We start from the raw sequence: 23,959 nt of genomic DNA on the forward strand, positions 1-23,959 counted from the left end.
TTGATGGCACGAGGTTCGATAATTGCACCGGACAGGATGTGGGCACCGACTTCGGAGCCTTTCTCTACGACACAAACGGACAGATCGTTCAAGTTGTTTTCAATTGCAAGTTGACGGATTTTAATTGCCGCAGAAAGACCCGCAGGGCCTGCACCTACGATGACTACGTCAAACTCCATCGACTCTCGAGTAATATCTTCCATAATCTAAAACCTAAGGTTGTTATACGATAATGATGCTTGCACACTGTTCAGACTATAATTTAGTAAAGCTTTATTTTATAAAGCAAAGAAGTGAATCAAGCCGCTTCCACAGAACAGATTCCATGATTAAAAAATAGCGGTTAGATCTGTAACAAAATAGAGAATGAGGGGGTATCATTCTCTATTTCAGACCCAATAACTCAAATATTATTCAAGCTTAACGCAATATTATTGACCATATGAATGAGGCGAGGGCCAATTTCATTTTCCAGCTTTTCCTGATCCAGAATGTAGCTTGGAGCACCACAGTTAAAGGTTAAAATGCCATGTTTAGGGTGAATCAGAGGAACCGCGACAGAATTCACATCTTTGGTCCAGTCACCGATAGAAAGACAATATAAAATCATCTGTTTGAATCTAAATATCAGGATTAAAAAATAAGATTAAGCGCAGTTTTGTGCCTCTCTATAATACTGTAGTAGAGAAAAATACTCCTGTTTTTCACGATCCTTGTGAGCATTCTATTATTCCATTCGTTCAGCATTGGATAAGCACTACTTTGAATGAAATAAAAATACAACTAATCAGCAAATTAAGAATATCCTTTTTAACACAGGAAAATATTTTTTTATGATCATTTAGTTGGTTTTAATTTAGGGCATATTCAAATTTTGGCGGTTATCTCAAACGCCCCCATTTAAATGATACGGACGCCGAAGGCTGGTTTGATACTGGCGATATTGCCTATCAGGACCAGCAGGGCTATATCCGGATTTGTGGCCGTAAGAAGGATGTGATTATCCGTGGCGGAGAAAATATTCCGGTCGCAGAAATTGAATCATTGCTCTATAAACATCCGAATATTGCAATAGTAGCTTTAGTGGCTTATGCAGATGAACGAATGGGTGAGCGTGCCTGTGCAATCATCAAGCTGAAAGATCCAACACAGCCGTTAAGTTTTAATGAGCTGGTAGATTTCCTGAAAACCCATAATCTGGCCATGCAATATGTTCCGGAACGTTTGGAGATATGGGATGAAATTCCAATGACGCCATCGGGGAAAATCCAGAAATTTAAACTCAGAGAACTCTTGGCCCAATCTATAGCATCAGCAGCAATTGCAATGAATTAAAAAATGGAATAATTAAATGAGAAAAACCCTGAACAATACAATATTATTCAGGGTTTATTTTCATCTTAGATAAAAACGGCAATGGGGGGAACAAAAATCCCAAGCTTAATTTTTGGACGAGTTACAATTTTATTAGGCTAACTCCAACCTCTATAGTCGCAGCAGAAGATACCTGATTTTATCTGCTAGTACTTTGCATCTGCCTTGAAATACTGTCCAGCTTTTTTGTGAACGATGTCCATTTATGAAGGGGCTTTTAAATAAGCTTAGTTTTGATCTGAACTTTTCTTTTTCTTGCCTCCGCCATCTTGTTTATTGACTGTTGACCAGGCAATCCGTTCAGCCTCCTCTTCAGATCGGCCGCGTTCTTTTTCACTGTCTTCAATATGCTTGGCCTGTCGCTTTTGTTTATCTGTATAAGCAGATTTATCACCTCTAGGCATCTCACTATCCTCATCAGATTTGCAGTGAAAAATACTATAACAAGCGCTTAGGTGGGAAAGGGTAAGTATCTGTCAGAATTTGTTTAAATTATTTTGGAATCTGCCAAACTTGATAAAAAATCAAAAGCCGCCTCATATTTTTAATGTATTTCAAAGCACATATAATACACGCCATTTAGGGCTATTATTCAACTTAATAAATTGATTGTATTAAATATTTTTATAATCCTTATAGATTAGTAGAAATATTTTTTGAAAACTAGAAATTCTCAAAAATGAAGATAAGCATCCACAAGGATGCGTTATCTTCAGATCTGATTAACCATTAATAATGCTGCCACCATTCACATGAATGACCTGACCTGAGATATAACTGGCTTCTTCACTGGCCAGAAATAAATAGGCAGGTGCGACTTCACTCGGCTGTCCCATGCGGCCCATGGGGGTCTGTTTACCAAATTCTTCCAGCTGTTCTGCATCAAAACTGCTCGGGATCAAGGGTGTCCAGATCGGGCCGGGCGCTACACCATTGACCCGGATTCCCGTTTTGTTTTTCAATAAATTGGTAGATAAGCTTCGCGTAAAGGAGGTAATGGCCCCTTTAGTGCTGGCATAGTCGATCAGCAGGTCATGACCGTGATAGCTGGTAATACTGGTGGTGTTAATAATGCTGTCACCTTCATGCATATGCGGCAGTACCGCCTGAGTCAAATGGAACATTGACAGAATATTGACATTAAACGTTTTTAATAGTTGCTCAGAGGAAATATCCGTAATACTCTCCTGTGGATATTGAACGCCGGCATTATTCACCAAAATATTAATAGTTTTAAATTCCTGAAGGGCTTGCTCGACCATTTTCCGGATGGTTTCAGGTTGCTGCAAATCGCATTGAATCAGGAGGCAGCGTCTGCCTTCATTTTCAACCATTTTTTTAGTCTCTTGTGCATCCTGATCTTCATCCAGATAGCAGATGACAATATCAGCACCTTCACGGGCAAATAAAACAGAAACGGAGCGTCCAATGCCACTATCGCCGCCTGTGATCAGTGCCACCTTATCTTTTAATTTATCACTGCCTTTATAATTTGATTTGATGACTTCCGGGAGAGGATTCATTCTGCTTTGGATACCCGGTTGATGTTCTTGCGTTTCAGTTGAAGCTGGGGTTTCAGGATAATGATTCATCTCTTCTCCAATTCCAATGAGGTCGTCCTATAAGAAAAAATATATTAGGAGAATTTGAAAAAAATGAGTCAACACCTCACATTTCATAACATAATGTATTCGTGATTTATCAATTTTTCATTCAGATTGACATTATGAATGATTTTTGCTGGAACAGGCTGGATGAAGATTCTTTTAATTACAGGTTGGGGACTAGGCATTTCAGTTCTCCAGCCATTTGCGGACTTGCTAAGACAACAGCAATATCAGGTTGAAATCTGGGACATCTTTGATCCCAATGACCTTTCAGTTCGTGCTGCCAGAGTAGAACAGGCCCAATCTTTTGATGTTTTAATCGGCTGGTCATTGGGCGGGCAACTTGCTTTATTGCTTGTGCATGCAATTTATCAAAAAACACAGCTTGTTAAACCTGTCATCTGCTGTATGTCGAACCCCTGTTTTGTGGCAAATGATCTTTGGCCTCAAGCCATGCCCTATATGCAATATCAACAGTTTCAAAAGTCTGTTTTAAAAAATCCTCTACAGGCAATGCAGCGCTTCTGTGCATTAGTGACTCTTGGTTCATCAGCACCTCGAGAAAGGGCAAAATATCTTCAACAACAGATTCTAAATATTGATTTAATCTATCAAGCCCGCCATCTCTATCTTCTTGAACAATTAAATTTGGTCAATATCTTCAAGTCTTATCCAGGCAAGATGCTTTTTGTATTTTCCAGAAACGATATGCTGGTTCCCTACCAACTTAGCCAGGAAAGCGAGCTATTAGCAGCATGTAACCTGAACTTGGTAAGTATTGATGCTGCACATGATGCCATCCTGTTCGATACAAAATTGTTAATCGAACCAGTTTTAATATTTTTAACCGATACAGTAGCAGCTAAAGCCAAATAGCAGATAATGACATTTTCATTTCAATTTTAAAACGTTAAGATCAAAGTCATCTTTATTATTAGGGTTGAATTCTGTGCAGGACGCTTTCGATCAACAGCATATTTGGCATCCTTATACCTCCATGACTAATCCACTTCCCTGTTATAAAGTCAAGGCGGCACAGGGGGCAGTGATTGAACTGGAGGATGGATCTCAACTGATTGATGGAATGTCTTCTTGGTGGTGTACGATTCATGGCTACAATCATCCGGAATTAAATCAGGCTGTCAAAACCCAACTGGAATCGATGTCGCACATCATGTTTGGCGGCTTGACCCATCAGCCAGCAATCGACCTGGCCAAACTGCTCCTTGAAATTACCGCTCCTGAGCTGGATAAAATTTTCTTTGCCGATTCTGGCTCAGTGGCCGTTGAAGTGGCTTTGAAAATGGCCGTGCAATACTGGCATGCAAGACAGCAGCCTCAGAAAACCAATTTTGTTACGACCCGTTCCGGTTATCATGGCGATACCTGGAATGCCATGTCGGTATGTGATCCGGTGACGGGCATGCATCAGATTTTTGGTTCCAGTCTAGCCCAACGTTTTTTTGTGCCTGCGCCGCAAAGTACTTTTGAAGGAGAATGGCATGTGGCAGATATTCAACAGCTAGAACAGGTCCTAAAAGAAAAGCATCAGCAGATTGCGGCCCTGATCATTGAGCCGATTGTACAAGGCGCAGGTGGAATGCGTTTCTATCATCCTGAATATTTAACACAGGCCAAACGACTCTGTGAACAATATGATGTCCTGCTGATTCTGGATGAAATCGCAACCGGTTTTGGCCGTACTGGAAAACTCTTTGCCTATGAACATGCTCAAGTGAGCCCCGATATTATGTGTATCGGCAAAGCACTGACGGGGGGGTATATGACGCTCTCTGCGACCCTGACCACAAAGCATATTGCAGACACGATCTCCGATGGTGAAGCAGGTGTGTTTATGCATGGCCCGACATTTATGGCCAATCCTTTGGCTTGCGCCGTTGCTTTAAAAAGTACCCAGCTATTACTTGCCCAGGACTGGCAAAGTCGTATTCAGGCCATTGAAGTCCTGCTCAAAAAACATTTACAGGTTTTGAACACTTTGCCGCAAGTCAAAGCAGTTCGCGTTCTGGGCGCCATCGGTGTGGTCGAGTTGCACCAGCCTGTAGATCAGGCTCACTTTCAGGCTGAATGTGTACGCCGTGGGGTGTGGATTCGTCCTTTTGGTCGCCTGGTCTATGTCATGCCTCCTTATGTAATTTCTGATGCTCAACTTGAGACCCTGTTAAAGCAGATGGTTGAGATGGTTCAAGAGATGGAGTTAGCCCATGCACCATCTTGACTATTTTCAGCAGCAACTGGATGAGCTGAAACAGCAGGGTCAATACCGTCAGTTTAAGGCCAATATTTCAAGCCAGCCTCGGCTACAAATGAATGGAATCGAGATGCTGAACCTGGCTTCTAATGATTATCTGGGACTGGCTTCAGATCTTCGCTTACGTGAAGAGTTTTTTGACCTGATACCTCTGTCGGAACGCCAGATGAGTGCCAGTTCATCACGTTTGCTCACCGGTAATTTTGCAGCATTTGAACAGCTTGAAGACACGATGGCGCAAGCATTTGGCCGCTCGGTATTGCTGTTCAATAGCGGTTATCATATGAATATCGGAATTTTGCCGGCGCTCGCCAATGCAAAAACCATGATCATTGCCGATAAGCTGGTGCATGCTAGCATCATTGATGGCATACGCCTTTCCAAGGCGCAGTATGTCCGTTACCGGCACAATGATCTCTGCCATTTACAGCAGTTGTTAGAAAGGTACCAACTCGATGCAGCAATTGACCGCATTATTGTGGTCACTGAATCTATTTTTAGTATGGATGGCGATGAAACGGATTTAAAAGCATTAGTGGCCTTAAAGCAGCAGTGTGACAAGGTCATGCTGTATGTAGATGAAGCACATGCGATCGGCGTACGTGGTGAGCGGGGGCTTGGCTGCGCCGAGCAGTATCAGGTGCTGGATCAGATTGATTTGCTGGTGGGTACTTTTGGCAAAGCACTGGCTTCTGTCGGCGGTTATCTGGTCTGTCATCCGGTAATTCGCAACTATTTAATCAATACAATGCGTCCGCTAATTTTTAGTACCGCGCAACCTCCACTCTGTATGGCATGGACGCGTTTTATTTTCCAGAAAATGCAGCAACTGCGGGCAGAGCGGCAATATCTGGCCGAACTGGCTGCACAGTTTCAGCAGGGCATTCAGGCACTAGGCTTTGCCTGTCCTTCGAGTTCACAGATTATTCCGGTGATGATTGGTGAATCCGGTCAAACTGTTCAGGCCGCCCAGATGATGCAAAAAAACGGCTTTTATATCTTGCCGGTGCGCCCGCCAACTGTCCCGGTCAACACTTCAAGACTAAGAATCTGCCTGCACCGGCAGGTAGAACAAGAAGATTTGAATCACTGTCTGACCTTATTGGGAAGCTTGTCTCGATGAAAAGTGAACAGATTGCCCGACGTTTTGCCCAGGCACATTTAAGTTATAAACAGCACGCCGTGGTCCAGAATGCAGTGGCTGCCGAGCTGATACAGCTGTTACAACAGCATGTGAGCCAGCCGGATTTTCAGCGCGTCCTGGAAATTGGTTGCGGTTCAGGCCTGTTTAGCCAACGCTTTATGCAGTCCTATGGTTTTGAACATCTTTTTTTGAATGACCTGTATGCCGAAGTACAGCAGCATTTTCAGGAGGATGATCGTCTTTTATGGGGCTTGGGTAATATTGAAACGTTGCCGTTGCCGCAGTCGCTGGATCTGGTGGTATCTTCCTCGTCACTGCAATGGATTAAGGATTTAGCAGCACTGTTGAAGAAAGTTCATCAGGCTTTAAAGGCCTCAGGCCATGTATGTTTTTCCAGTTATGCCCAAGACAATTTAAAAGAAATTAAAGCTTTAACCGGGCAAGGGCTGGATTATTTAAGTTTGGATCAAGTCGTGAGAATGCTTGAATCACAGGGTTTTGAAGTGATTGCACAGCATGAAGAGCGAATGACTTTAGACTTTGAACATCCCAAGCAGGTGTTACAGCATATCAAGGCCACCGGAGTACAAGCGACAGCACAGGGTTTTCGCTGGACCAAGTCTTCACTGCAGGCCTTTTATCAAAATTATCAACAATTTCAACATCCCGATACGCAGCATTATGGCTTAACTTATCATCCTATTTATGTGATTGCCCGGAAGGTGATATGAACGCGCAGATTTATTTTGTCAGTGGTATTGATACCGCTATTGGTAAAACCTTCGCCACAGGTTTTCTGGCCAAACACTGGAACGAGCAGGGCATCCGCACCATCACGCAAAAGCTGATTCAGACCGGTAATACTGACGTTTCTGAAGATATTGAACAGCACCGAGAAATTATGGGCTGCGGACTGCTCAGTGAAGATCTGCAAAAGCTGACTATGCCAGAAATTTTCACTTATCCGGCCTCACCCCATCTGGCTGCCAGATTAGACAAGCGTGAAATTGATTTTGGGAAAATTGAGCAGGCTACCCAACAGCTGGCCCAACATTATGAGCGGGTTCTGATTGAAGGTGCGGGTGGTTTGATGGTTCCACTGACCGAAGACTGGTTGACAATTGATTATATAGTGGCACAGCAATACCCGGTTATTCTGGTGACTTCTGGACGTTTGGGCAGTATTAATCACACCTTACTCAGTCTGGAACTGCTCAAGCAGCGCCAAGTCAAGCTGCATGCCTTGGCCTTTAATCATACGGACAATTCACAGGATGAACTGATCGCTAAAGATACGATTCGCTATTTAAAACAGTATTTGCAACGAGATTTTACTGATACTGAATGGCTGGATATTCCGGCTATGGATCTAGAACAGGATTAAAGAGAGATAAAAGAAATAAAACATCGGGGAATTTTCATTAAGGTCGGTTATACGCAATGGATTAACGCAAATCAAAGAGAAAGGTTAGTAAAGCCTCTTACAACAGCGAAGGCCCAATCTTTGATTGGGCCTTCGCTCAAAGCCAATATTTAATGATGAATTAAATACTCACTTTAAAAGGAATTAAAAGAAACCGGCTGGTTTAGTTGAATAGCTCACCAACAGGTTTTTGGTTTGCTGGTAATGCTCAAGCATCATTTTATGGTTTTCACGTCCAATCCCTGATTTTTTATAACCACCGAAGGCAGCATGAGCAGGGTAGATATGATAACAGTTGGTCCATACACGACCCGCCTGAATCGCACGACCCGCACGGTAAGAGGTATGCGCTGAACGTGACCAGACACCGGCACCTAGACCATAAATAGTGTCGTTGGCAATGCGGATTGCATCATCAAAATCTTTAAAGGTGGTGACAGCAAGTACCGGTCCAAAAATCTCTTCCTGGAAGGTTTTCATGTCATTGGTACCTTTGAAAATAGTCGGCTCAATATAAAAACCTTGACCAACCTCATGGCGTTCTGCACCACCGGTTAAGATTTCGGCACCTTCTTCACGACCAGTTGCAATACAGCCCAGAATTTTATCTTGCTGTTCCTGAGAGGCCTGCGCACCAATCATGGTTTCGGTATCTAGCGGGTGACCGGTTTTAATACGTTTTACTCGTTCGATTGCTCGTTCCAGGAATTTGTCCGCAATACTTTCCTGAACCAGGGCACGTGATGGACAGGTACAAATTTCTCCCTGATTCAGGGCAAACATGGTAAAGCCTTCAAGGGCTTTGTCTAAATAGTCATCTTCCTGATCCATAATGTCTTCAAAGAAGAGGTTTGGAGATTTACCGCCCAGCTCCAGCGTAACTGGAATAATATTTTCGGTCGCATATTGCATAATCATCTGGCCAACCCCTGTTGAACCAGTAAATGCAATTTTGGAAATACGCGGGTTGGTTGCAAGCGGGCGACCCACTTCTACACCATAACCGTTGACTATGTTAAGTACACCTTCAGGTAACAGGTCTTGGATCAATTCAACCAGAACCAGAATGCTGGCAGGGGTTTGTTCGGCAGGTTTCAATACAATACAGTTACCCGCCGCCAACGCCGGCGCCAGTTTCCATGTGGCCATTAAAATCGGGAAGTTCCACGGGATAATCTGTCCAACGACCCCTAAAGGCTCATGGAAGTGGTAAGCGATAGTATCTTCATCAATCTCTGAAATACCGCCTTCTTGAGCACGGATACAGCTGGCAAAATAGCGGAAATGGTCAACGGCCAAAGGAATATCGGCAGCCAGTGTTTCGCGAATCGGTTTACCGTTATCCCAGGTTTCAGCCACAGCCAAAAGCTCTAAATTGGCTTCTAACCGGTCAGCAATTTTTAATAAAATGTTAGAGCGAGTTGTTGGAGAAGAGCGGCCCCATTGATCTTTGGCCTTATGTGCCGCATCCAGTGCAAGCTCAATATCTTCAGCGCTTGAACGTGGAATTTTGGTAAATACCTTACCATCTACTGGAGAAATGTTATCAAAGTATTGACCTTTTACAGGTGGTACCCATTGTCCGCCAATGAAGTTCTCATATTGGGCTTTAAACTGAACTTTTGAACCGGGTTGATTAGGATCGACATAACGCATATAGGTGTTCCTTGACTTATTTTAGTGTTGTAAAAATCTGTAATTACAGTTTTGGTATCAGGGACTCTGGTACACTATTCGACTTAGCATACATGGAATAAGGTTGGAGAAAGGTTGGAGACAAGAAGGTTTACAATTTTTTCACTTGATCTTAAAAGATAGTTATATAGTCATTACAGTGGATGTAAATCATGGCTTTTTTTGTGAGAGTATGGAATGGAGATAAAGCAAGATCTGAGCCAGAGACGACAGAAAATCGAACAGTTTAGAGCGAGTAGTAGTTGGTCGGCATTACATGCAGAGCAACTGGGGCAAAGTATTGCCAGCTCCTGGCAGCGCTCATCTTCTGCTGCAATACCAAAAGATCGTTCTGCGGCGCCTTTAATCCATTTGCAAAAAGAAACTTACTCTTCCACTTTGGCAAATGCCTTGCAATATTGTGCGCAGGATTTAAAGCATATTGCTGAACAGTCTTCCATGGTACTGGCAGTTGCAGATATGGGCAGTACCATCATTTGGTCAGCCTCTAGCCCGCAAATGAAAAGTGCCGCCGAAAGTGTACATTTTATCGAAGGTGGGCAATGGCGTGAAGAACTGGTGGGGACAAATGCTTTAGCACTGTCATTAAAAACTCAGCAATCGAGCTGTGTGTTTTCCAATGAACATTATATGTCGTCTATCCACGACTGGGTTTGTTATGCTGCTCCGATTGTTGATCCGCATTCACAACAGCTTTTGGGGGTAATCGACCTTTCGACCACCTGGCAACAGCATAATAGTCTGGGACTGCTGGCTGCGGAACGCTGTGCTTCCATTATTCAGTCTGCTTTACTGGAACATCAAAAGCAGCAACTCTATATTCGTGCTTTTTCTGTGCCGCAAGTACTGTTCAATGGTAAGGTTTTGGTGCTGACTCCACGCCAGATTGAAATCCTGACCATTCTGGCTTTATGTCCACAAGGTCTAAGTCTGGACAGTCTGCACCAGGCTTTATATGGTGAGCGTAAAGTCAGTATGGGCACATTAAAGGCGGAAATGTCACAATTACGTGATGTGCTTGGGGGAATGCTGGGTTCAAGGCCGTACCGTTTATTGGCCCATGTCGAGGCTGACTTTTTGCTGACAGAGCAGGCTTTAGATGCAGGGTATATCGATTCTGCCTTAAAACTGTGTAGCGGGGTGTTTTTGGCTAAAACAGAAAGTCCTTTTTTATGTGCATGGCGCGATTGTCTGGAATCTCGCTTAAGTGATGCCATTTTTAAAGCCAATGAAACCGATGTATTACTGAAACATGTAGCGCGCTTCCCCGAGGCGATTGATGCTGTCGAACGTTTGATTGAGCTGATGCCGAAAACGAATCCCGTATATCAAACCCTATTAAAATATAAAGATAGTTAAGACGGCGATAGGCTGAATTGATCAAGCTTTGCATTTGCATACACGGCCGATCATTAAAGTTTTTTAAATGGCTGGTTTATCTTCTGAATCTTATGGATCAGGTTGCTATAGTGCCTTGAGGGCGCCGTCGGACAGTCTTATATTCATTTATTAAGACTTTCTCCCTTATCCTGCTGACGAACCAGAATTCCCCCCAATTGTAAGAGTAAAAAAAAGCAACTACCGTCTAACCTATTTTCTAAAAAATACGTTAAACAGCAGTTGCTAAAAATGTAAGCCAATAACTAAATGGGAGAGAGGGCTTACATTGAGGATTACATTGCAGCTTTAAAAATTTCTACCACTTGCGCATGGGTTGCTTTACGTGGATTGGTCAGCATACAGGCATCTTTTTGCGCATTTTCAGCCATAATTGCCAGATCAGCTTCCTTCACAGATAATTCAGCTAGACCAGTTGGAATACCAATTGAAGCTGAAAGTTGACGAATCGCATCGATCGCTTCATAAGCGGCTTCATTGACGGTCAAGCCTTCAATATTCACGCCCATTAACTGTGCAATTTTGGCATAACGGTCAGGGCAGGCAATCAGGTTAAATTCACATACATGTGGAAGTAAGATTGCATTACATACGCCATGCGGCAAGTTATAGAAACCGCCAAGCTGATGTGCCATCGCATGTACATAACCTAGCGAAGCGTTGTTAAAAGCCATTCCTGCCAGATATTGTGCATAGCTCATAGCATCACGCGCTTCCAGGTTTTCACCATTGGCAACCGCAGGGCTGAGCCATTGGCTAATCATGCTGATAGCTTTTTCTGCACAGGCGTCGGTAATAGGGTTGGCGTCAGTAGAAACATACGCTTCAACTGCATGAGTCAAGGCATCCATTCCGGTAGCAGCAGTTAAGCTGGCCGGTTTGGCAATCATCAGCTTCGGGTCATCAATCGCAATTAGCGGAGTACAGCGCCAATCGACAATAGCCATTTTCACATGAGTCTCTGTATTGGTAATAATACAGAAACGTGTCATTTCAGAGGCAGTACCGGCTGTAGTATTGATCGCAATCAGCGGTGTCATATGCACTGTGCTTTTATCAATACCCTCATAATCACGGATATGGCCGCCGCCCGCAGTCACCAGCCCGATACCTTTGGCACAGTCATGTGATGAACCGCCACCTAAAGACACAATAAAATCACAAGCATTCTCGTGATAGGCTTGCACCCCTTTATGTACGTTAATATCAGTAGGGTTCGGTTCTGCACCCGGGAAAATATGACAGTCGACGTTAGCTTCTTTTAAATAAGCAGCAATCGTATCGGCAACACCAAATTTAAACAGACCGGCATCTGTCACAATCAGGGCTTTCTTTGCGCCTAAATTTTGTGCTCTGCTTCCTACTTCTTTGGCACAGCCAGGACCAAAAAGTGAAACACAGGGAATGTAAAAACCATTGGTTTTATCTGCAAGATTTTTAAAAGCCATGGGGCAACTCCTTTTACCATTATTCAATTGTTGACATTTTTCATCGTCGATGAAGTATGCAGTCAAGTCCGGAAGAATCCCACCTACCAAACACCTACCATTTTAATAACATGTTGATTTTTATCTAAAATCTGAATGGGATTTAGCCGTTCCCTTACATCGAGGACCTTACGATTTAACAATAGATGTATAGAGTAGAAGGAGGACAGGACATGTCTCACTCTTATTCGAGCGATTTTGATAAAGGCAACAAGATGAGTATCCTGATATTTTTTAACTTAAAGATGAGCTATATTCATTTTTGGTGATTTTGTGAGTGAGACAAGATCTTTAGGAACACTACTCAGAAACAGAATATAAATATTCTAAAGAGACATGTTTAAGTCCGATACAGCATTCAATTTAGAGCTATAAAAATTCATTTCTCTAAACCGGTTTTTAAACTTTCCTTTAACTTTATTTGACATTAGCTATTGTATTTTATCATTTTTATATATTTATTAAGCTGAAAAATAAACAAATTTATCTAGACCTGTTTATTCATGATACGATTCAAGTATAAATTACCTTATCAAGAAATTCAGATTTATCTTAGAAATTAGGGCACCGGATCATCATTAATAAAGAGTTTGCATGTTCGATTAAAAGCATTCGTTTTGATGAAAATTATCATCCTTCAGACAGTACGCGTCTTACCACTAACTTTGCAAATCTGGCAAGAGGAGAGAGTCGTCAGGAGAACCTGCGTAAAACCCTGGCGATGATCAACAATCGTTTCAATGACTTGGCTCATTGGGATAATCCTCAGGCAGATCGTTATTCAGTTGAAGTTGAAATCATTTCTGCGGATATGGATATTGAAGGCAAGGGGAAGGCGTTCCCAGTCATTGAAATGTTGAAGACGACCATTATTGATCATCACAAGAACCAGCGCATTGATGGCATGGTTGGAAACAGCTTTTCCTCTTATGTACGGGATTATGACTTTAGCGTATTGCTATTAGAACATAGCAAGAAGCAGTCGACACGCAGTACTCCAGATCATTTTGGCGAATTACATGGCAAGCTGTTTAAATATTTGGTCAACTCTGAGGCCTATAAAGCAAAGTTTAATAAAGCACCGGTGATATGTCTCAGTGTCTCAAGTAGCAAGACCTATCAGCGGACTGAAAACCAGCATCCTGTATTAGGTGTGGAATACCAGCAAGATGAATATTCATTAACCGATGAATATTTCAAAAAAATGGGCTTAGAGGTTCGCTACTTTATGCCATCCAACAGCGTGGCGCCTTTGGCTTTTTATTTTAGTGGAGATTTACTGAGTGATTACACGAATCTGGAGTTGATTAGTGCCATTAGTACAATGGAAACCTTCCAGAAAATTTACCGACCTGAAATTTACAATGCCAATTCTGTGGCAGGGAAATGTTATCAGCCAAGTTTGAAATATCAGGATTATTCACTCACGCAGATTGTCTATGACCGCGAGGAGCGTAGCCAGTTAGCGCTGAAGCAGGGCCGATTTACGGAAGAGCAGTTCATCAAGCCTTATCAGAATATCCTTGAACAATGGGCAAAAAGCTACTCGGCTTAAAACCACTCACTACTTGATTCACTAAACGATAAAAGAAGATTGATGATGAAACGTCTATTACCGACCTCAACGGCTGGCAGTTTGCCAAAACCTTCCTGGCTGGCAGAACCGGAAAAACTCTGGTCACCGTGGAAACTACAGGAAGATCAACTGATTGAAGGCAAACAAGATGCCTTACGTTTATCATTACTAGAACAAGTCCATGCAGGTCTTGATATTGTGAGCGATGGTGAACAAACTCGCCAACATTTTGTCACTACCTTTATCGAACACCTCGACGGCGTTGACTTTGAAAAGCGTGAGACAGTCCGAATCCGTAATCGCTATGATGCAAGTGTACCTTCAGTGGTAGGAGCAGTATCTCGTCAAAAACCGGTTTTTGTGGAAGATGCTAAATTTTTACGCTCTCTGACCAGTCGGCCAATTAAATGGGCATTGCCTGGGCCAATGACCATGATTGACACCCTCTATGATGGTCACTACAAAAGCCGTGAAAAACTTGCCTGGGAATTTGCCAAAATTCTTAATCAGGAAGCAAGAGAATTAGAAGCTGCCGGTGTTGATATTATCCAGTTTGATGAACCGGCATTTAACGTGTTTTTTGATGAAGTGAATGATTGGGGCGTTGCTACCCTGGAAAGAGCCCTTGAAGGCCTGAAGTGTGAAACCGCCGTACACATTTGCTATGGCTATGGTATTAAAGCCAATACCGACTGGAAAAAGACTTTAGGCTCAGAATGGCGACAATACGAGGCAGTCTTTCCCAAACTGCAAAAATCCAAGATCGATATCGTGTCTTTAGAATGTCAGAATTCTCATGTTCCGATGGATCTGATTGAGCTGATTCGCGGAAAAAAGGTGATGATTGGTGCAATTGATGTAGCAACCAATAGAATTGAAACTCCAGAAGAAGTTGCTGAGACCTTATGTAAAGCACTTCATTTTGTTGATGCTGACAAGCTTTATCCTTCAACCAACTGTGGTATGGCGCCGTTGTCTCGCCAAGTCGCAATAGGCAAGTTGAATGCTTTAAATGCTGGTGCGGAAATTGTTCGTAAAGAGCTAACAGCTTAGTTCTTATTGATTACATGATGCGTCAAGAAAGATCTAATTCGGTTTGATCAGGTATTTCTGGTCAGACCGATAAGCGCAATCCAGATGAAATAGCATGTTAACCCAAATACATTCAGCTGATCTGCCGACGCCGTGGTATCAAAAAAGCTCTATCTTAAGAAAAACGCCGATTTAATTTTGGAACAAGTGATGATTGACTCAACTGACTTTAGAAATGCCATGTCTCTGTTAACAAGTGCGGTTAATATTGTGACTACAGCAGGAGCATCTGGTTCTCATGGATTTACTGCATCTGCGGTATGTAGTGTCACGGATACACCACCAAGCTTGCTGGTCTGCATGAATAAAGCCTCTAGGTCTCATGCACACTTTATAGAAAATAAAATTTTAACTGTGAATGTGTTGGGCGCACAACATAAGCATATTTCCAAGGTCTTTTCATCCAAAATGAGTTCAGAAGAACGGTTTAAACATGGAACCTGGCTGGAATTAGAAACGGGTGCACCTGTTTTGGAAGATGCTCTGGTTAGTTTTGATTGTGAAATCGATCAGATTCAAGAAGTTGGAACGCATACTATTTTCATGTGTCGTATTGTCGCGATTCAACAAAGTCAAAATGATCAAAGCTTGGTTTATTTCAATCGTGCTTATCATCATGTCGGTGGGGAGGTAGTTGCTTAAATGGTGAGGTTTTTAGAATGTACAAGCGCACTAAACTTTAGTGTAACGTATATATTATGTCACTTGGAATACTCAGCAACGTGAATATAGAGTTGCAGATTCACGTGGCTGAGCTGTGGCAACAAATAATGTTGTGTAGCATATCTCGGATATTCTATTTAATTCATGCTGACCTAAAAGTTTAGTTCACCAGGAAAGTTAAAATTTATATTTAGCTACTCAGGAGATGGAATTTACAAAATTAAGTTTTAGTCTATCAACCTAAAAAAATTAGGGCATAGTATAGGTCTTCACTATATCCAACTATGCTGTAACGATAGCATTTACTACCGATAAACCTAAATTACTCCTACTTGTCTTTATCGAATCTAAATCAGATTTGAAAAATAATTACGCTGGGTGCTGTCCTGCGGTAATAACTCTAATAAGCGCTGTACTGCATCAATTCGATCATATGTTTGCCCAATAATTCGTAATAACTGATCAATATCTTTTATTTGATAGATCAACTGGCTTAAACGGGCATCAAAACAATGTCGCCAAGTACTTAGTAAAGGGCTTTCTGATTTAGATAAAAAGCTACCTTTATATAGCGAGAATGTGCTGGCAATAAGATTTGCATTTAATGATTGTTCAGCACGTAAAAAATCACATTGGACTTCACAGGTAAGCCTATAAATACGAGCCTCGATTGAATGAGGTAATAGGCTACGAAGTTGTGAAAGCTCAGCCTTTAGGGTTTTTAGGCTGACATTACGCTCACCATAAAGGGCAGAGTGTAACTCTTCTAAACCAATACCATAGGGATGCAAAGCTAAAATGCAAAGTATTTCAATTTGACGGTGACTCAAACTCAATGTTTGCCCATTAAATTGAACCCAAGGCGAGCCTAGCGCCTTAATGTATAAAAAATTTTGCTGCTCAAATTTTATGGCTCGTTGTATTAAATCTGCACAGCGTTCAACTGCAAGCAGTCCCAAAGGAGTATGTTTTTTATATTTTGTGGAAAGGTTAATAATCCCATGAAATTGCCCTGATGTCGGATCCCAGATCGGTGCAGCATAACAGACCCAATCACGAACACTGCCCATTTGGTTCTCATGAGAATAGACACAACTTGATATCTGGCTATTTAAAGTCATACCTATCGCATTGATCCCAACAGCCTGTGTAGACCAATGCCCACCCTCAATAAAATGAGCCTGTTCAGCAGAAGAAAGCATTGCCGAACTACTCCATGTCCATAAGAGGGTACCTTGATGATCTGTAAGACCAATAGCCATATCTGAATCATTAGCTATTTTGAGTAAGTCAGCATAATTATGCTGGATAGAGCGGCGAAATAAAGAAGTTCTATCTTCTGGAGGTAAGGCCAAAACAGGGGCGGCATGCACAGTATGCTGATTGATTAAATGGGTTGTTTGCAGCTTTTTTGCAGGTGTTGTATTGCACAGATTCATATCATATTCCCTTATGATCAGACTGTAATATTTTTAAATACTAGAAAAGAGTTTTGAAGTTTATAGTCAATTATGCTATTTCCTCTTGCTTACATTTAAAATGGTTTTATCTTTGCTTTGTTAAATCCTATCTTTTGGTTTTACCAGCTCCTTGCGCTACTTTAAAAGTGTTCTTATGGGCTGAAAATGACTATTTCCATCTCAAATGTTAATAAACGTAAACAGGATAAAAAGTCATTCACGCATGTAAGGAGTAGGTACAGCCTCACCATGATATTGACGATCAGCAAAATAACTCGACCGAACCAATGGTGCACTCCAAATATTCTTAAACTTTAAGTGTTCTCCATGAGTTTGATACCGTTTAAACTCTTGCAATGTAACAAAACGATGAATTGGTGCATGTGATTTGGATGGCTGTAAGTATTGGCCAATTGTGACATAGTCAATTTGATAATCTTTCAAATCATTTAATAACACAATAACCTCAGCTTCAACTTCTCCCAAACCGACCATCAAACCACATTTGGTTGGGATATCAGGGCAGTAGTGTTTAAATTTCTTAAGTAAATCCAATGAATGCTGATAGTTAGAGCCTGGCCGCATGGCTTTATACAAACGTGGAACAGTTTCAATATTATGATTAAAAACATCGGGTGGATTTTGACTCAGAATCTTCAGGGCAATATCTGCACGACCACGAAAATCAGGCACTAAAATTTCAATTAAAGTCTCTGGACTGGTTTGACGAATTTCTCGAATGCAATCGGCAAAATGCTGTGCGCCACCATCTTTTAAGTCGTCCCGATCAACCGAAGTAATCACGACATACTTTAAGTTTAAATTCTTTACCGTTTCAGCCAAATGCTTTGGCTCATTAATATCTAAAGCATGAGGACGACCATGAGCGACATCACAAAATGGGCAGCGCCGAGTACAGATATCTCCCATAATCATGAAGGTTGCGGTCCCACTGCCAAAACATTGCGGCAAGTTAGGACAAGCCGCTTCTTCGCAAACCGTATGTAGTTTTTGTTGCCTTAATAAATCCTTAATGATTTGGACTTCCTCAGGTTGACTAATTTTAGCCCGAATCCATTCTGGCTTCTTCGGTGTCGTTTTCGTTGGAATAACTTTAATTGGAATACGCGCCATTTTTTCAGCGCCCCGCAGCTTCTTTCCAGTTAATCTGGTGTTATTTAAATCCATTTCAAACACTCCATCGTTTAAAATAATTAATATAAATTCTGATATTAAATAAGCTGTTTTAAAAGCATTAATAATATTAAAACAGGGCAAAAAACTTATCATACAAAACAAAGGTTGGCTAAAGGTTTGTTTTTATATGTAATTGAACAATATTGAAAATTTACAATTTTTTTTAGATTTATAAGCTCATGTTTTTAATATCTATCTTATCTTTTTATGCATTATATTTTTTTAGTCTAATATGAAATTTAATAAAAATATTCTTATATAAATATACGATTTAAAAATCCAATTATTCAATTTTGGATTTTCTTTTAAGCGTAGGGAATAAGGAATAAATATATGCAATTAACGGAAGAGCAATTGCTGGCAGCATACAAAAGAATGCGCGACATTCGTGAATTTGAGGACCGACTTCACGATGAAAATAATACAGGTGATATTCCAGGATTCATCCACTTATATAGCGGTGAGGAAGCGGTGGCAGTAGGAATCTGTGAAAATTTAACAGATAAGGACTTCATTACCTCAACACATCGTGGTCACGGACATTGTATTGCTAAAGGCTGTGACATTCACGCCATGATGCTAGAAATATTCGGTAAAGATGATGGTCTGTGTCGTGGTAAAGGCGGCTCAATGCACATTGCGGACTTAGATAAAGGCATGCTTGGTGCAAACGGTATTGTCGGTGGTGGCCCACCTTTAGCAATTGGTGCAGCTCTAAGTGCCAAAACCCTCAAGAATGGTGGTATTGGTCTATCGTTTACGGGGGATGGCGGATCAAATCAGGGCTTAACTTTTGAAGCAATTAATATGGCTGTGGTGTTAAAGCTTCCTGTCATCTTTGTTTTTGAAAATAACGGCTTTGGTGAAGGTACTGCACACGACTATGCCGTAGGCAGTAAAGACATTGCAGGTCGAGCGGCAGGTTTTGGCTTACCTGCTGAAAAGGTAGATGGAACAGACTTTTTTGCTGTGTATGAGGTTGCACAAAAGGCAATTGAACGTGCCCGCCGTGGTGAAGGTCCGAGTGTAATTGAAACGATAACCAACCGTTTTTATGGACATTTTGAAGGTGATCCAGGGCTTATCCGCTCCAAAGAAGAACTGGATTATGTCAAAGAATATAAAGACCCATTGAAAATATTTCGTGAAAAAGTCAAAGGTAAAATTGACGAAACTAAACTGGACGCGATTGATGCCCAGTCTAAAGCCAATGTAGACGACGCCGTGGCAAAAGCACGCGCAGCTATGTATCCAGAAGTCTCTCAGTTGCTTACTGATGTTTACGTCTCTTACTAAAGGAATAGTAGAAAAATGCCAAATAAAAGTTATCGAAATGCGATTAAAGAGGCAATTGAATTAGAAATGCGCCGAGACCCAAGTGTTATTGTGGTCGGTGAAGATGTTCGTGGTGGGCATGGTGGCAAAAATACCGATGACAATAAACTGGAAGGTTTTGGCGGTGTACTGGGTGTAACCAAAGGTTTATGGACTGAATTTGGTTCTGAAAGAGTCATTGATACTCCGATTACAGAATCGGCGATTATTGGTATGGCGGCAGGTGCTGCTGCAACGGGTTTAAGACCTGTGGCAGATTTAATGTTTATGGATTTTTATGGCGTATGTTATGACATGCTGTATAACCAAGCGGCTAAATTCCGCTACATGTTTGGTGGCAAAGCCAAAGCACCACTCGTCGTACGTGGCATGATCGGTGCAGGTTTTTCCGCTGCAGCACAACATTCTCAGTCGCCATATAACGTGTTTGCCTCAGTGCCGGGTTTAAAGGTGGTGGTACCTTCTAGTGCCTATGATGTGAAAGGGTTATTGATTCAAGCCATTCGAGATGATGACCCAGTGGTCTTTTGTGAACACAAGTTATTGTATGACCTTAAGGGCGAAGTACCAGATGAGGCCTACACTATTCCTTTTGGCGTTGCGAATTACACCCGTGAAGGCACTGATATTACCATTATTGCCTTAAGCCTGATGGTGCATCGCGCCAATGAAGTTGCTGACAAGCTGGCAAAAGAAGGTATTTCGGTTGAAGTGGTTGACCCTCGAACTATTTCTCCGTTAGACGAAGATGGTATTTTAGAGTCAGTGGCTTCCACAGGTCGCGTAGTGATTGTAGATGAATCGGCGGCGCGTTGCGGTTTCGGACATGATGTGGCTGCACTCATTGCACAGAAAGGCTTTCATTATCTTAAAGCACCAATCGAGTTAGTCACTCCACCACACTCACCCGTACCATTTTCACCAGTACTAGAAAAAGAATGGCTACCAAGTGTAGAACGCATCGAACAGGCTGTACGGAAGACGTTGGAGGCTTAGGATGAGCGAAATTAAAACCTTAGAAATCCCAAAATGGGGTTTGTCCATGGAAGAGGGCACGATTGCCCAATGGCTGATTCAGGAAGGTACTCAATTTAGTAAAGGACAGGAAATTTGTGAAATTGAAACCACAAAAATCGTCAATGTTCTGGAAGCACCTTTCGATGGCTTGCTACGAAAAATTATTGCTAAAGATGGTGACACACTTATCGTAGGTGGAGTCATTGCAATTTGTGCAGATGCAGAAGTTTCCGATGCAGAAGTTGAAGAGTTTGCACAGTCTTTAGGCGGAATACCAGCTGTAACAGAAAACAAAGCTGTAGAAACGGTTCCTGAAAAAGTAGCTGTAGCTCAAGTTGAAACCAAAGTACAAGCTGCTCCTAAACAGAACAGTGTTGGTAATGGATCAAAGATTGTCGCTCAGGGTGGATATATAATTCCTGCTGCGTTACAGGGCTATCAGCAAAGCGATGATATTTTTGCAACGCCACATGCCTTGAAATTGGCTGAAAAACATAATGTAAACCTCGCTCAGATTGCTGGTTCTGGACGTGAAGGGCGTATTAGTGTTCAAGATATTCAGGCCGCAGTCCAAGCCGCTGGCGGGGCTTGGCCAGATGTACGTCATCAGGCCAGTACGAAAGCCGCCAAATCTAAAGCAGATGACAGTCAGGTTCTAGCGACCCCTGTTGCCCGCCGTTTAGCCAAACAATGGGGTATTAATTTGCATGACTGTCGTGCATCTGGTTCACGTGGACGAGTTTGTAAAGAAGATGTTGAAGCAGTTTATCAGCGGGAAAATCCTGTACAAGCTCAACATGCTGATCATGCTGATCCAGCAGAGCCAGCGAAAATCACTACCGTTGCTATGAATGGTATGCGCAAAGCAATCGCTTCACGACTACAAGCGGCAAAACGCAATGCACCACATTTTCGCTTAACAATAGACTTAAATGTTGAGTCGGTTCAGGCTTTGCGTCAGCAAATTAACAGTACCGTACCACAAGTAAAGCTGTCTATTAATGATATGCTGATTAAAGCTGCCGCCGCCGCGCTGATCAAAGTTCCACAGGTCAACGTGCAATTTGATGAAGAAAATCAGCAGATCTTACAGTTTGAACAGGCTGATATTTCGATTGCCGTGGCTATCGAAAACGGACTGATCACGCCAATTATTAAAGCAGCAAACCTTAAATCTTTGGCGCAAATTTCCAACGATATGCGTGATCTGGCGACACGTGCCAAGACTGGAAAATTAGCACCTGATGAATTTCAAGGTGGCAGTTTCAGTATTTCCAATTTAGGAATGCTGGGTATTCAACAGTTTGATGCCATTATTAACCCACCTCAAGGTGCAATTCTGGCCCTCGGTGCAGCCGAAAAACGTGCTATCGTCGAAAATGATGAGATTGTTGCTCGTGAAATGGTGACAGCAACATTGTCATGTGATCATCGTATTATTGATGGTGCATTGGGTGCTCAATTCCTATCGGTGTTTAAGCAGTTTGTCGAAAATCCTGCATTAATTTTGGTGTAGGAGGAAAAGGCATGTCAGATACACAGTTTGATCTTGTGGTTATTGGTGCTGGTCCTGGAGGGTATGTCGCTGCGATTCGTGCAGCACAACTGGGATTGAAAACTGCAGTCGTTGAAAAACAACATTTAGGAGGGGTGTGTCTTAACTGGGGATGCATTCCAACCAAGGCATTATTAAGCGGGGCTGCGCTTGCCCAGCAGTTTAAATCCGCAGAGCATTTCGGCTTTACTCTTAACGCTGTTGATTTTGACATTCAAAAATTGGTCCATCATAGCAGACAGGTTTCTGAACAACTGGTACAAGGTATTGGTCAATTATTGAAAAAGAATCAAATTACTGTTTTCAATGCGACAGCCCAGTTTATTGCCAAAGAACAATTACTACTTACAGATGTAAATGGTCAGAAACAGCAGATTTCTGCACCACATATTATTGTAGCAACAGGTGCACGTGCAGCTAATCTGCCTCATATTCCTGTAGATGGTGATCAAATCTGGAGTTATAAAGAAGCTTTAGTTCCAGAACAATTACCAAAGTCTTTACTGGTCATTGGTTCGGGTGCTATAGGCAGTGAGTTCGCAAGCCTATACCAAGACTTAGGCTGCCAAGTCACCTTGGTTGATATTGCAAAACAGATTCTACCTAGCGAAGATATTGAAGTTGCGAAGTATGTACAAAAGCAATTTGAACAGCAGGGGATACAGGTTTTAACCGAAGCGACTGTAAAGAAAATAGAAACAGATCATGCTCAAGTACATTGCCATATTGAAACTGCCACAGGTGTGCAAATCATTAGCGTTGAAAAGGTACTTTCGGCTACTGGAGTAAAACCGAATGCTGAAAATCTTGGCCTAGAAGCTTTGGGGATTGAATTTGAGAATGGCTTTATTAAAGTCGACTCATGGTGTAAAACCAATGTTGTGGGCGTTTATGCAATTGGCGATGTCGCTGGTGCACCGTGTTTGGCACACAAAGCCAGTCATGAAGCCATTCTTTGTGTAGAGAAAATTGCAGGCCTAAGTCATGTACATGCTTTAGATCGTACACAAATTCCAGGCTGTATCTTTACCCATCCTCAAGTGGCCAGTATTGGTTTAACAGAACAGAAAGCGAAAGCTGCAGGCTTGAGTATCAATGTTGGTAAGTTTCCTTTGCAAGCCAATGGTAAGGCATTGGCTTTAGGCGATAGTGCAGGATTTGTTAAAACCATTTTTAGTCAGGAAACGGGTGAGTTATTAGGTGCTCACATGGTCGGACATGAAGTCACCGAACATATTCAAGGTTTTGCCATCGCAAAATACCTAGAAGCTACAGATGAAAGCTTAGCACAGGTCATTTTCCCTCATCCGACTTTGTCTGAGGCGATGCATGAGTCGGTATTATCGGCGATGCAACGTGCAATCCATATTTAAGGAGTCGCAAGATTCTTAGGAGGTGAACCTAGAATTATTAGTTAATTCCTATAAAGCGAACTATAAAAACTCTCCAAGGAGGGTTTTATTTCATAGTTCGCTTTACTTTTTGGCGACTTCATTTTTAGCTTTAATTTCTGCTGAAAATTTCAAAATTAACTTTTATAGATAGTTGCGTAGGCCACAGTCTTAGACACCCAATTTAACATAAAATTACGTTATGCGACATTCGATATGAGCGACATTTTATCTTCATTAAGTGCTTCGCTGGAGAGAATGGCTTTATAAAGA

20 protein-coding genes and 2 pseudogenes are annotated in these 23,959 nt (G+C 41.9%); 14 read left to right on the forward strand and 8 right to left on the reverse strand.

Annotated features, from left to right (window positions below):
- Together NI461_RS12285 and NI461_RS12290 are read right to left on the reverse strand one after the other, a co-directional pair.
- Window positions 1-203, reverse strand: a 203-nt coding sequence (locus NI461_RS12285; RefSeq protein ID WP_253157428.1) for an NAD(P)-binding protein, incomplete at its 3' end; no start/stop codon positions are given.
- Between the two features lie 200 nt (window positions 204-403).
- A pseudogene (locus tag NI461_RS12290) lies at window positions 404-601 on the reverse strand (IclR family transcriptional regulator); the annotation flags it as partial.
- A gap of 257 nt (window positions 602-858) precedes the next feature.
- Between NI461_RS12290 and NI461_RS12295 the strand changes: the two are divergent.
- Window positions 859-1,335, forward strand: a pseudogene (locus NI461_RS12295) (cyclohexanecarboxylate-CoA ligase); the annotation flags it as partial.
- Window positions 1,336-1,601: 266 nt separating this feature from the next.
- On the opposite strand, the gene NI461_RS12300 reads toward NI461_RS12295, so the two are convergent.
- Together NI461_RS12300 and NI461_RS12305 are read right to left on the reverse strand one after the other, a co-directional pair.
- Complete coding sequence (locus NI461_RS12300; RefSeq protein ID WP_161981114.1) at window positions 1,602-1,778, reverse strand: hypothetical protein; 177 nt, start codon at window positions 1,776-1,778, stop codon at window positions 1,602-1,604.
- 318 nt (window positions 1,779-2,096) lie between these two features.
- Window positions 2,097-2,966, reverse strand: coding sequence for an SDR family oxidoreductase (locus tag NI461_RS12305; protein ID WP_174659851.1), 870 nt, complete (start codon window positions 2,964-2,966; stop codon window positions 2,097-2,099).
- A 162-nt stretch (window positions 2,967-3,128) separates the two neighbouring features.
- Here NI461_RS12305 and NI461_RS12310 point away from each other — a divergent pair, with 162 nt between their 5' ends.
- The 5 genes from NI461_RS12310 (at window position 3,129) to bioD (ending at window position 7,781) form a co-directional block, all read left to right on the forward strand.
- On the forward strand, window positions 3,129-3,857 hold the full coding sequence (locus tag NI461_RS12310; protein ID WP_174659852.1) for an alpha/beta hydrolase: 729 nt from the start codon (window positions 3,129-3,131) through the stop codon (window positions 3,855-3,857).
- A gap of 73 nt (window positions 3,858-3,930) precedes the next feature.
- A complete protein-coding gene (gene bioA / locus NI461_RS12315) occupies window positions 3,931-5,220 on the forward strand; it encodes an adenosylmethionine--8-amino-7-oxononanoate transaminase (RefSeq protein WP_174659853.1) in 1,290 nt (429 codons plus the stop codon).
- The gene (locus tag NI461_RS12320) at window positions 5,207-6,376 is read left to right on the forward strand and encodes an 8-amino-7-oxononanoate synthase (protein WP_174659854.1); all 1,170 of its coding nucleotides are present in this window, start codon (window positions 5,207-5,209) and stop codon (window positions 6,374-6,376) included. The genes bioA and NI461_RS12320 overlap by 14 nt, the downstream gene beginning before the upstream one ends.
- Window positions 6,373-7,128 carry a malonyl-ACP O-methyltransferase BioC gene (bioC, locus tag NI461_RS12325; RefSeq protein WP_174659855.1) on the forward strand — a complete coding sequence of 252 codons (756 nt, stop codon included), beginning with the start codon at window positions 6,373-6,375 and terminating at the stop codon, window positions 7,126-7,128. The genes NI461_RS12320 and bioC overlap by 4 nt, the downstream gene beginning before the upstream one ends.
- A complete protein-coding gene (gene bioD / locus NI461_RS12330) occupies window positions 7,125-7,781 on the forward strand; it encodes a dethiobiotin synthase (protein ID WP_174659856.1) in 657 nt (218 codons plus the stop codon). Before bioC ends, bioD begins: the two co-directional genes overlap by 4 nt.
- Before the next feature lie 183 nt (window positions 7,782-7,964).
- On the opposite strand, the gene NI461_RS12335 is transcribed toward bioD, so the two are convergent.
- Window positions 7,965-9,476: an aldehyde dehydrogenase family protein gene (locus NI461_RS12335; RefSeq protein WP_174659857.1), complete on the reverse strand. Its 1,512-nt coding sequence runs from the start codon at window positions 9,474-9,476 to the stop codon at window positions 7,965-7,967.
- Between the two features lie 216 nt (window positions 9,477-9,692).
- On the opposite strand from NI461_RS12335, the gene NI461_RS12340 reads away from it, so the two are divergent.
- The gene (locus NI461_RS12340; RefSeq protein ID WP_174659858.1) at window positions 9,693-10,874 is read left to right on the forward strand and encodes a transcriptional regulator; all 1,182 of its coding nucleotides are present in this window, start codon (window positions 9,693-9,695) and stop codon (window positions 10,872-10,874) included.
- A 314-nt stretch (window positions 10,875-11,188) separates the two neighbouring features.
- Here NI461_RS12340 and NI461_RS12345 read toward each other — a convergent pair whose 3' ends face one another.
- The gene (locus tag NI461_RS12345; protein WP_253157430.1) at window positions 11,189-12,361 is read right to left on the reverse strand and encodes an iron-containing alcohol dehydrogenase; all 1,173 of its coding nucleotides are present in this window, start codon (window positions 12,359-12,361) and stop codon (window positions 11,189-11,191) included.
- A 616-nt stretch (window positions 12,362-12,977) separates the two neighbouring features.
- On the opposite strand from NI461_RS12345, the gene NI461_RS12350 reads away from it, so the two are divergent.
- The 3 genes from NI461_RS12350 (at window position 12,978) to NI461_RS12360 (ending at window position 15,710) form a co-directional block, all read left to right on the forward strand.
- Window positions 12,978-13,955, forward strand: a complete 978-nt coding sequence (locus NI461_RS12350) for a DUF1852 domain-containing protein (protein ID WP_174660578.1) — start codon at window positions 12,978-12,980, stop codon at window positions 13,953-13,955.
- A 45-nt stretch (window positions 13,956-14,000) separates the two neighbouring features.
- Window positions 14,001-15,029, forward strand: a complete 1,029-nt coding sequence (locus tag NI461_RS12355) for a methionine synthase (protein ID WP_151206286.1) — start codon at window positions 14,001-14,003, stop codon at window positions 15,027-15,029.
- Between the two features lie 189 nt (window positions 15,030-15,218).
- The gene (locus tag NI461_RS12360) at window positions 15,219-15,710 is read left to right on the forward strand and encodes a flavin reductase family protein (RefSeq protein WP_151206285.1); all 492 of its coding nucleotides are present in this window, start codon (window positions 15,219-15,221) and stop codon (window positions 15,708-15,710) included.
- A 368-nt stretch (window positions 15,711-16,078) separates the two neighbouring features.
- Here NI461_RS12360 and NI461_RS12365 read toward each other — a convergent pair whose 3' ends face one another.
- The gene (locus NI461_RS12365) at window positions 16,079-17,170 is read right to left on the reverse strand and encodes a transcriptional regulator (RefSeq protein ID WP_174659859.1); all 1,092 of its coding nucleotides are present in this window, start codon (window positions 17,168-17,170) and stop codon (window positions 16,079-16,081) included.
- Window positions 17,171-17,404: 234 nt separating this feature from the next.
- Window positions 17,405-18,379, reverse strand: a complete 975-nt coding sequence (gene lipA / locus NI461_RS12370; RefSeq protein WP_174659860.1) for a lipoyl synthase — start codon at window positions 18,377-18,379, stop codon at window positions 17,405-17,407.
- A gap of 342 nt (window positions 18,380-18,721) precedes the next feature.
- Between lipA and NI461_RS12375 the strand changes: the two genes are divergently transcribed.
- From NI461_RS12375 to lpdA, 4 genes are read left to right on the forward strand one after another with little or no spacing between them, the layout of a single operon-like run.
- Window positions 18,722-19,684, forward strand: coding sequence for a thiamine pyrophosphate-dependent dehydrogenase E1 component subunit alpha (locus tag NI461_RS12375; protein ID WP_174659861.1), 963 nt, complete (start codon window positions 18,722-18,724; stop codon window positions 19,682-19,684).
- Between the two features lie 15 nt (window positions 19,685-19,699).
- The gene (locus tag NI461_RS12380; RefSeq protein ID WP_151206282.1) at window positions 19,700-20,719 is read left to right on the forward strand and encodes an alpha-ketoacid dehydrogenase subunit beta; all 1,020 of its coding nucleotides are present in this window, start codon (window positions 19,700-19,702) and stop codon (window positions 20,717-20,719) included.
- Between the two features lies 1 nt (window position 20,720).
- Window positions 20,721-22,256, forward strand: coding sequence for a 2-oxo acid dehydrogenase subunit E2 (locus NI461_RS12385; protein WP_174659862.1), 1,536 nt, complete (start codon window positions 20,721-20,723; stop codon window positions 22,254-22,256).
- Between the two features lie 11 nt (window positions 22,257-22,267).
- Window positions 22,268-23,668 carry a dihydrolipoyl dehydrogenase gene (lpdA, locus tag NI461_RS12390; protein ID WP_174659863.1) on the forward strand — a complete coding sequence of 467 codons (1,401 nt, stop codon included), beginning with the start codon at window positions 22,268-22,270 and terminating at the stop codon, window positions 23,666-23,668.
- Window positions 23,669-23,959 lie beyond the last annotated feature (291 nt).

This window comes from Acinetobacter sp. S4400-12 (genome assembly GCF_024129495.1).
Classification (GTDB): Bacteria; Pseudomonadota; Gammaproteobacteria; order Pseudomonadales; family Moraxellaceae; genus Acinetobacter; species Acinetobacter lwoffii_C.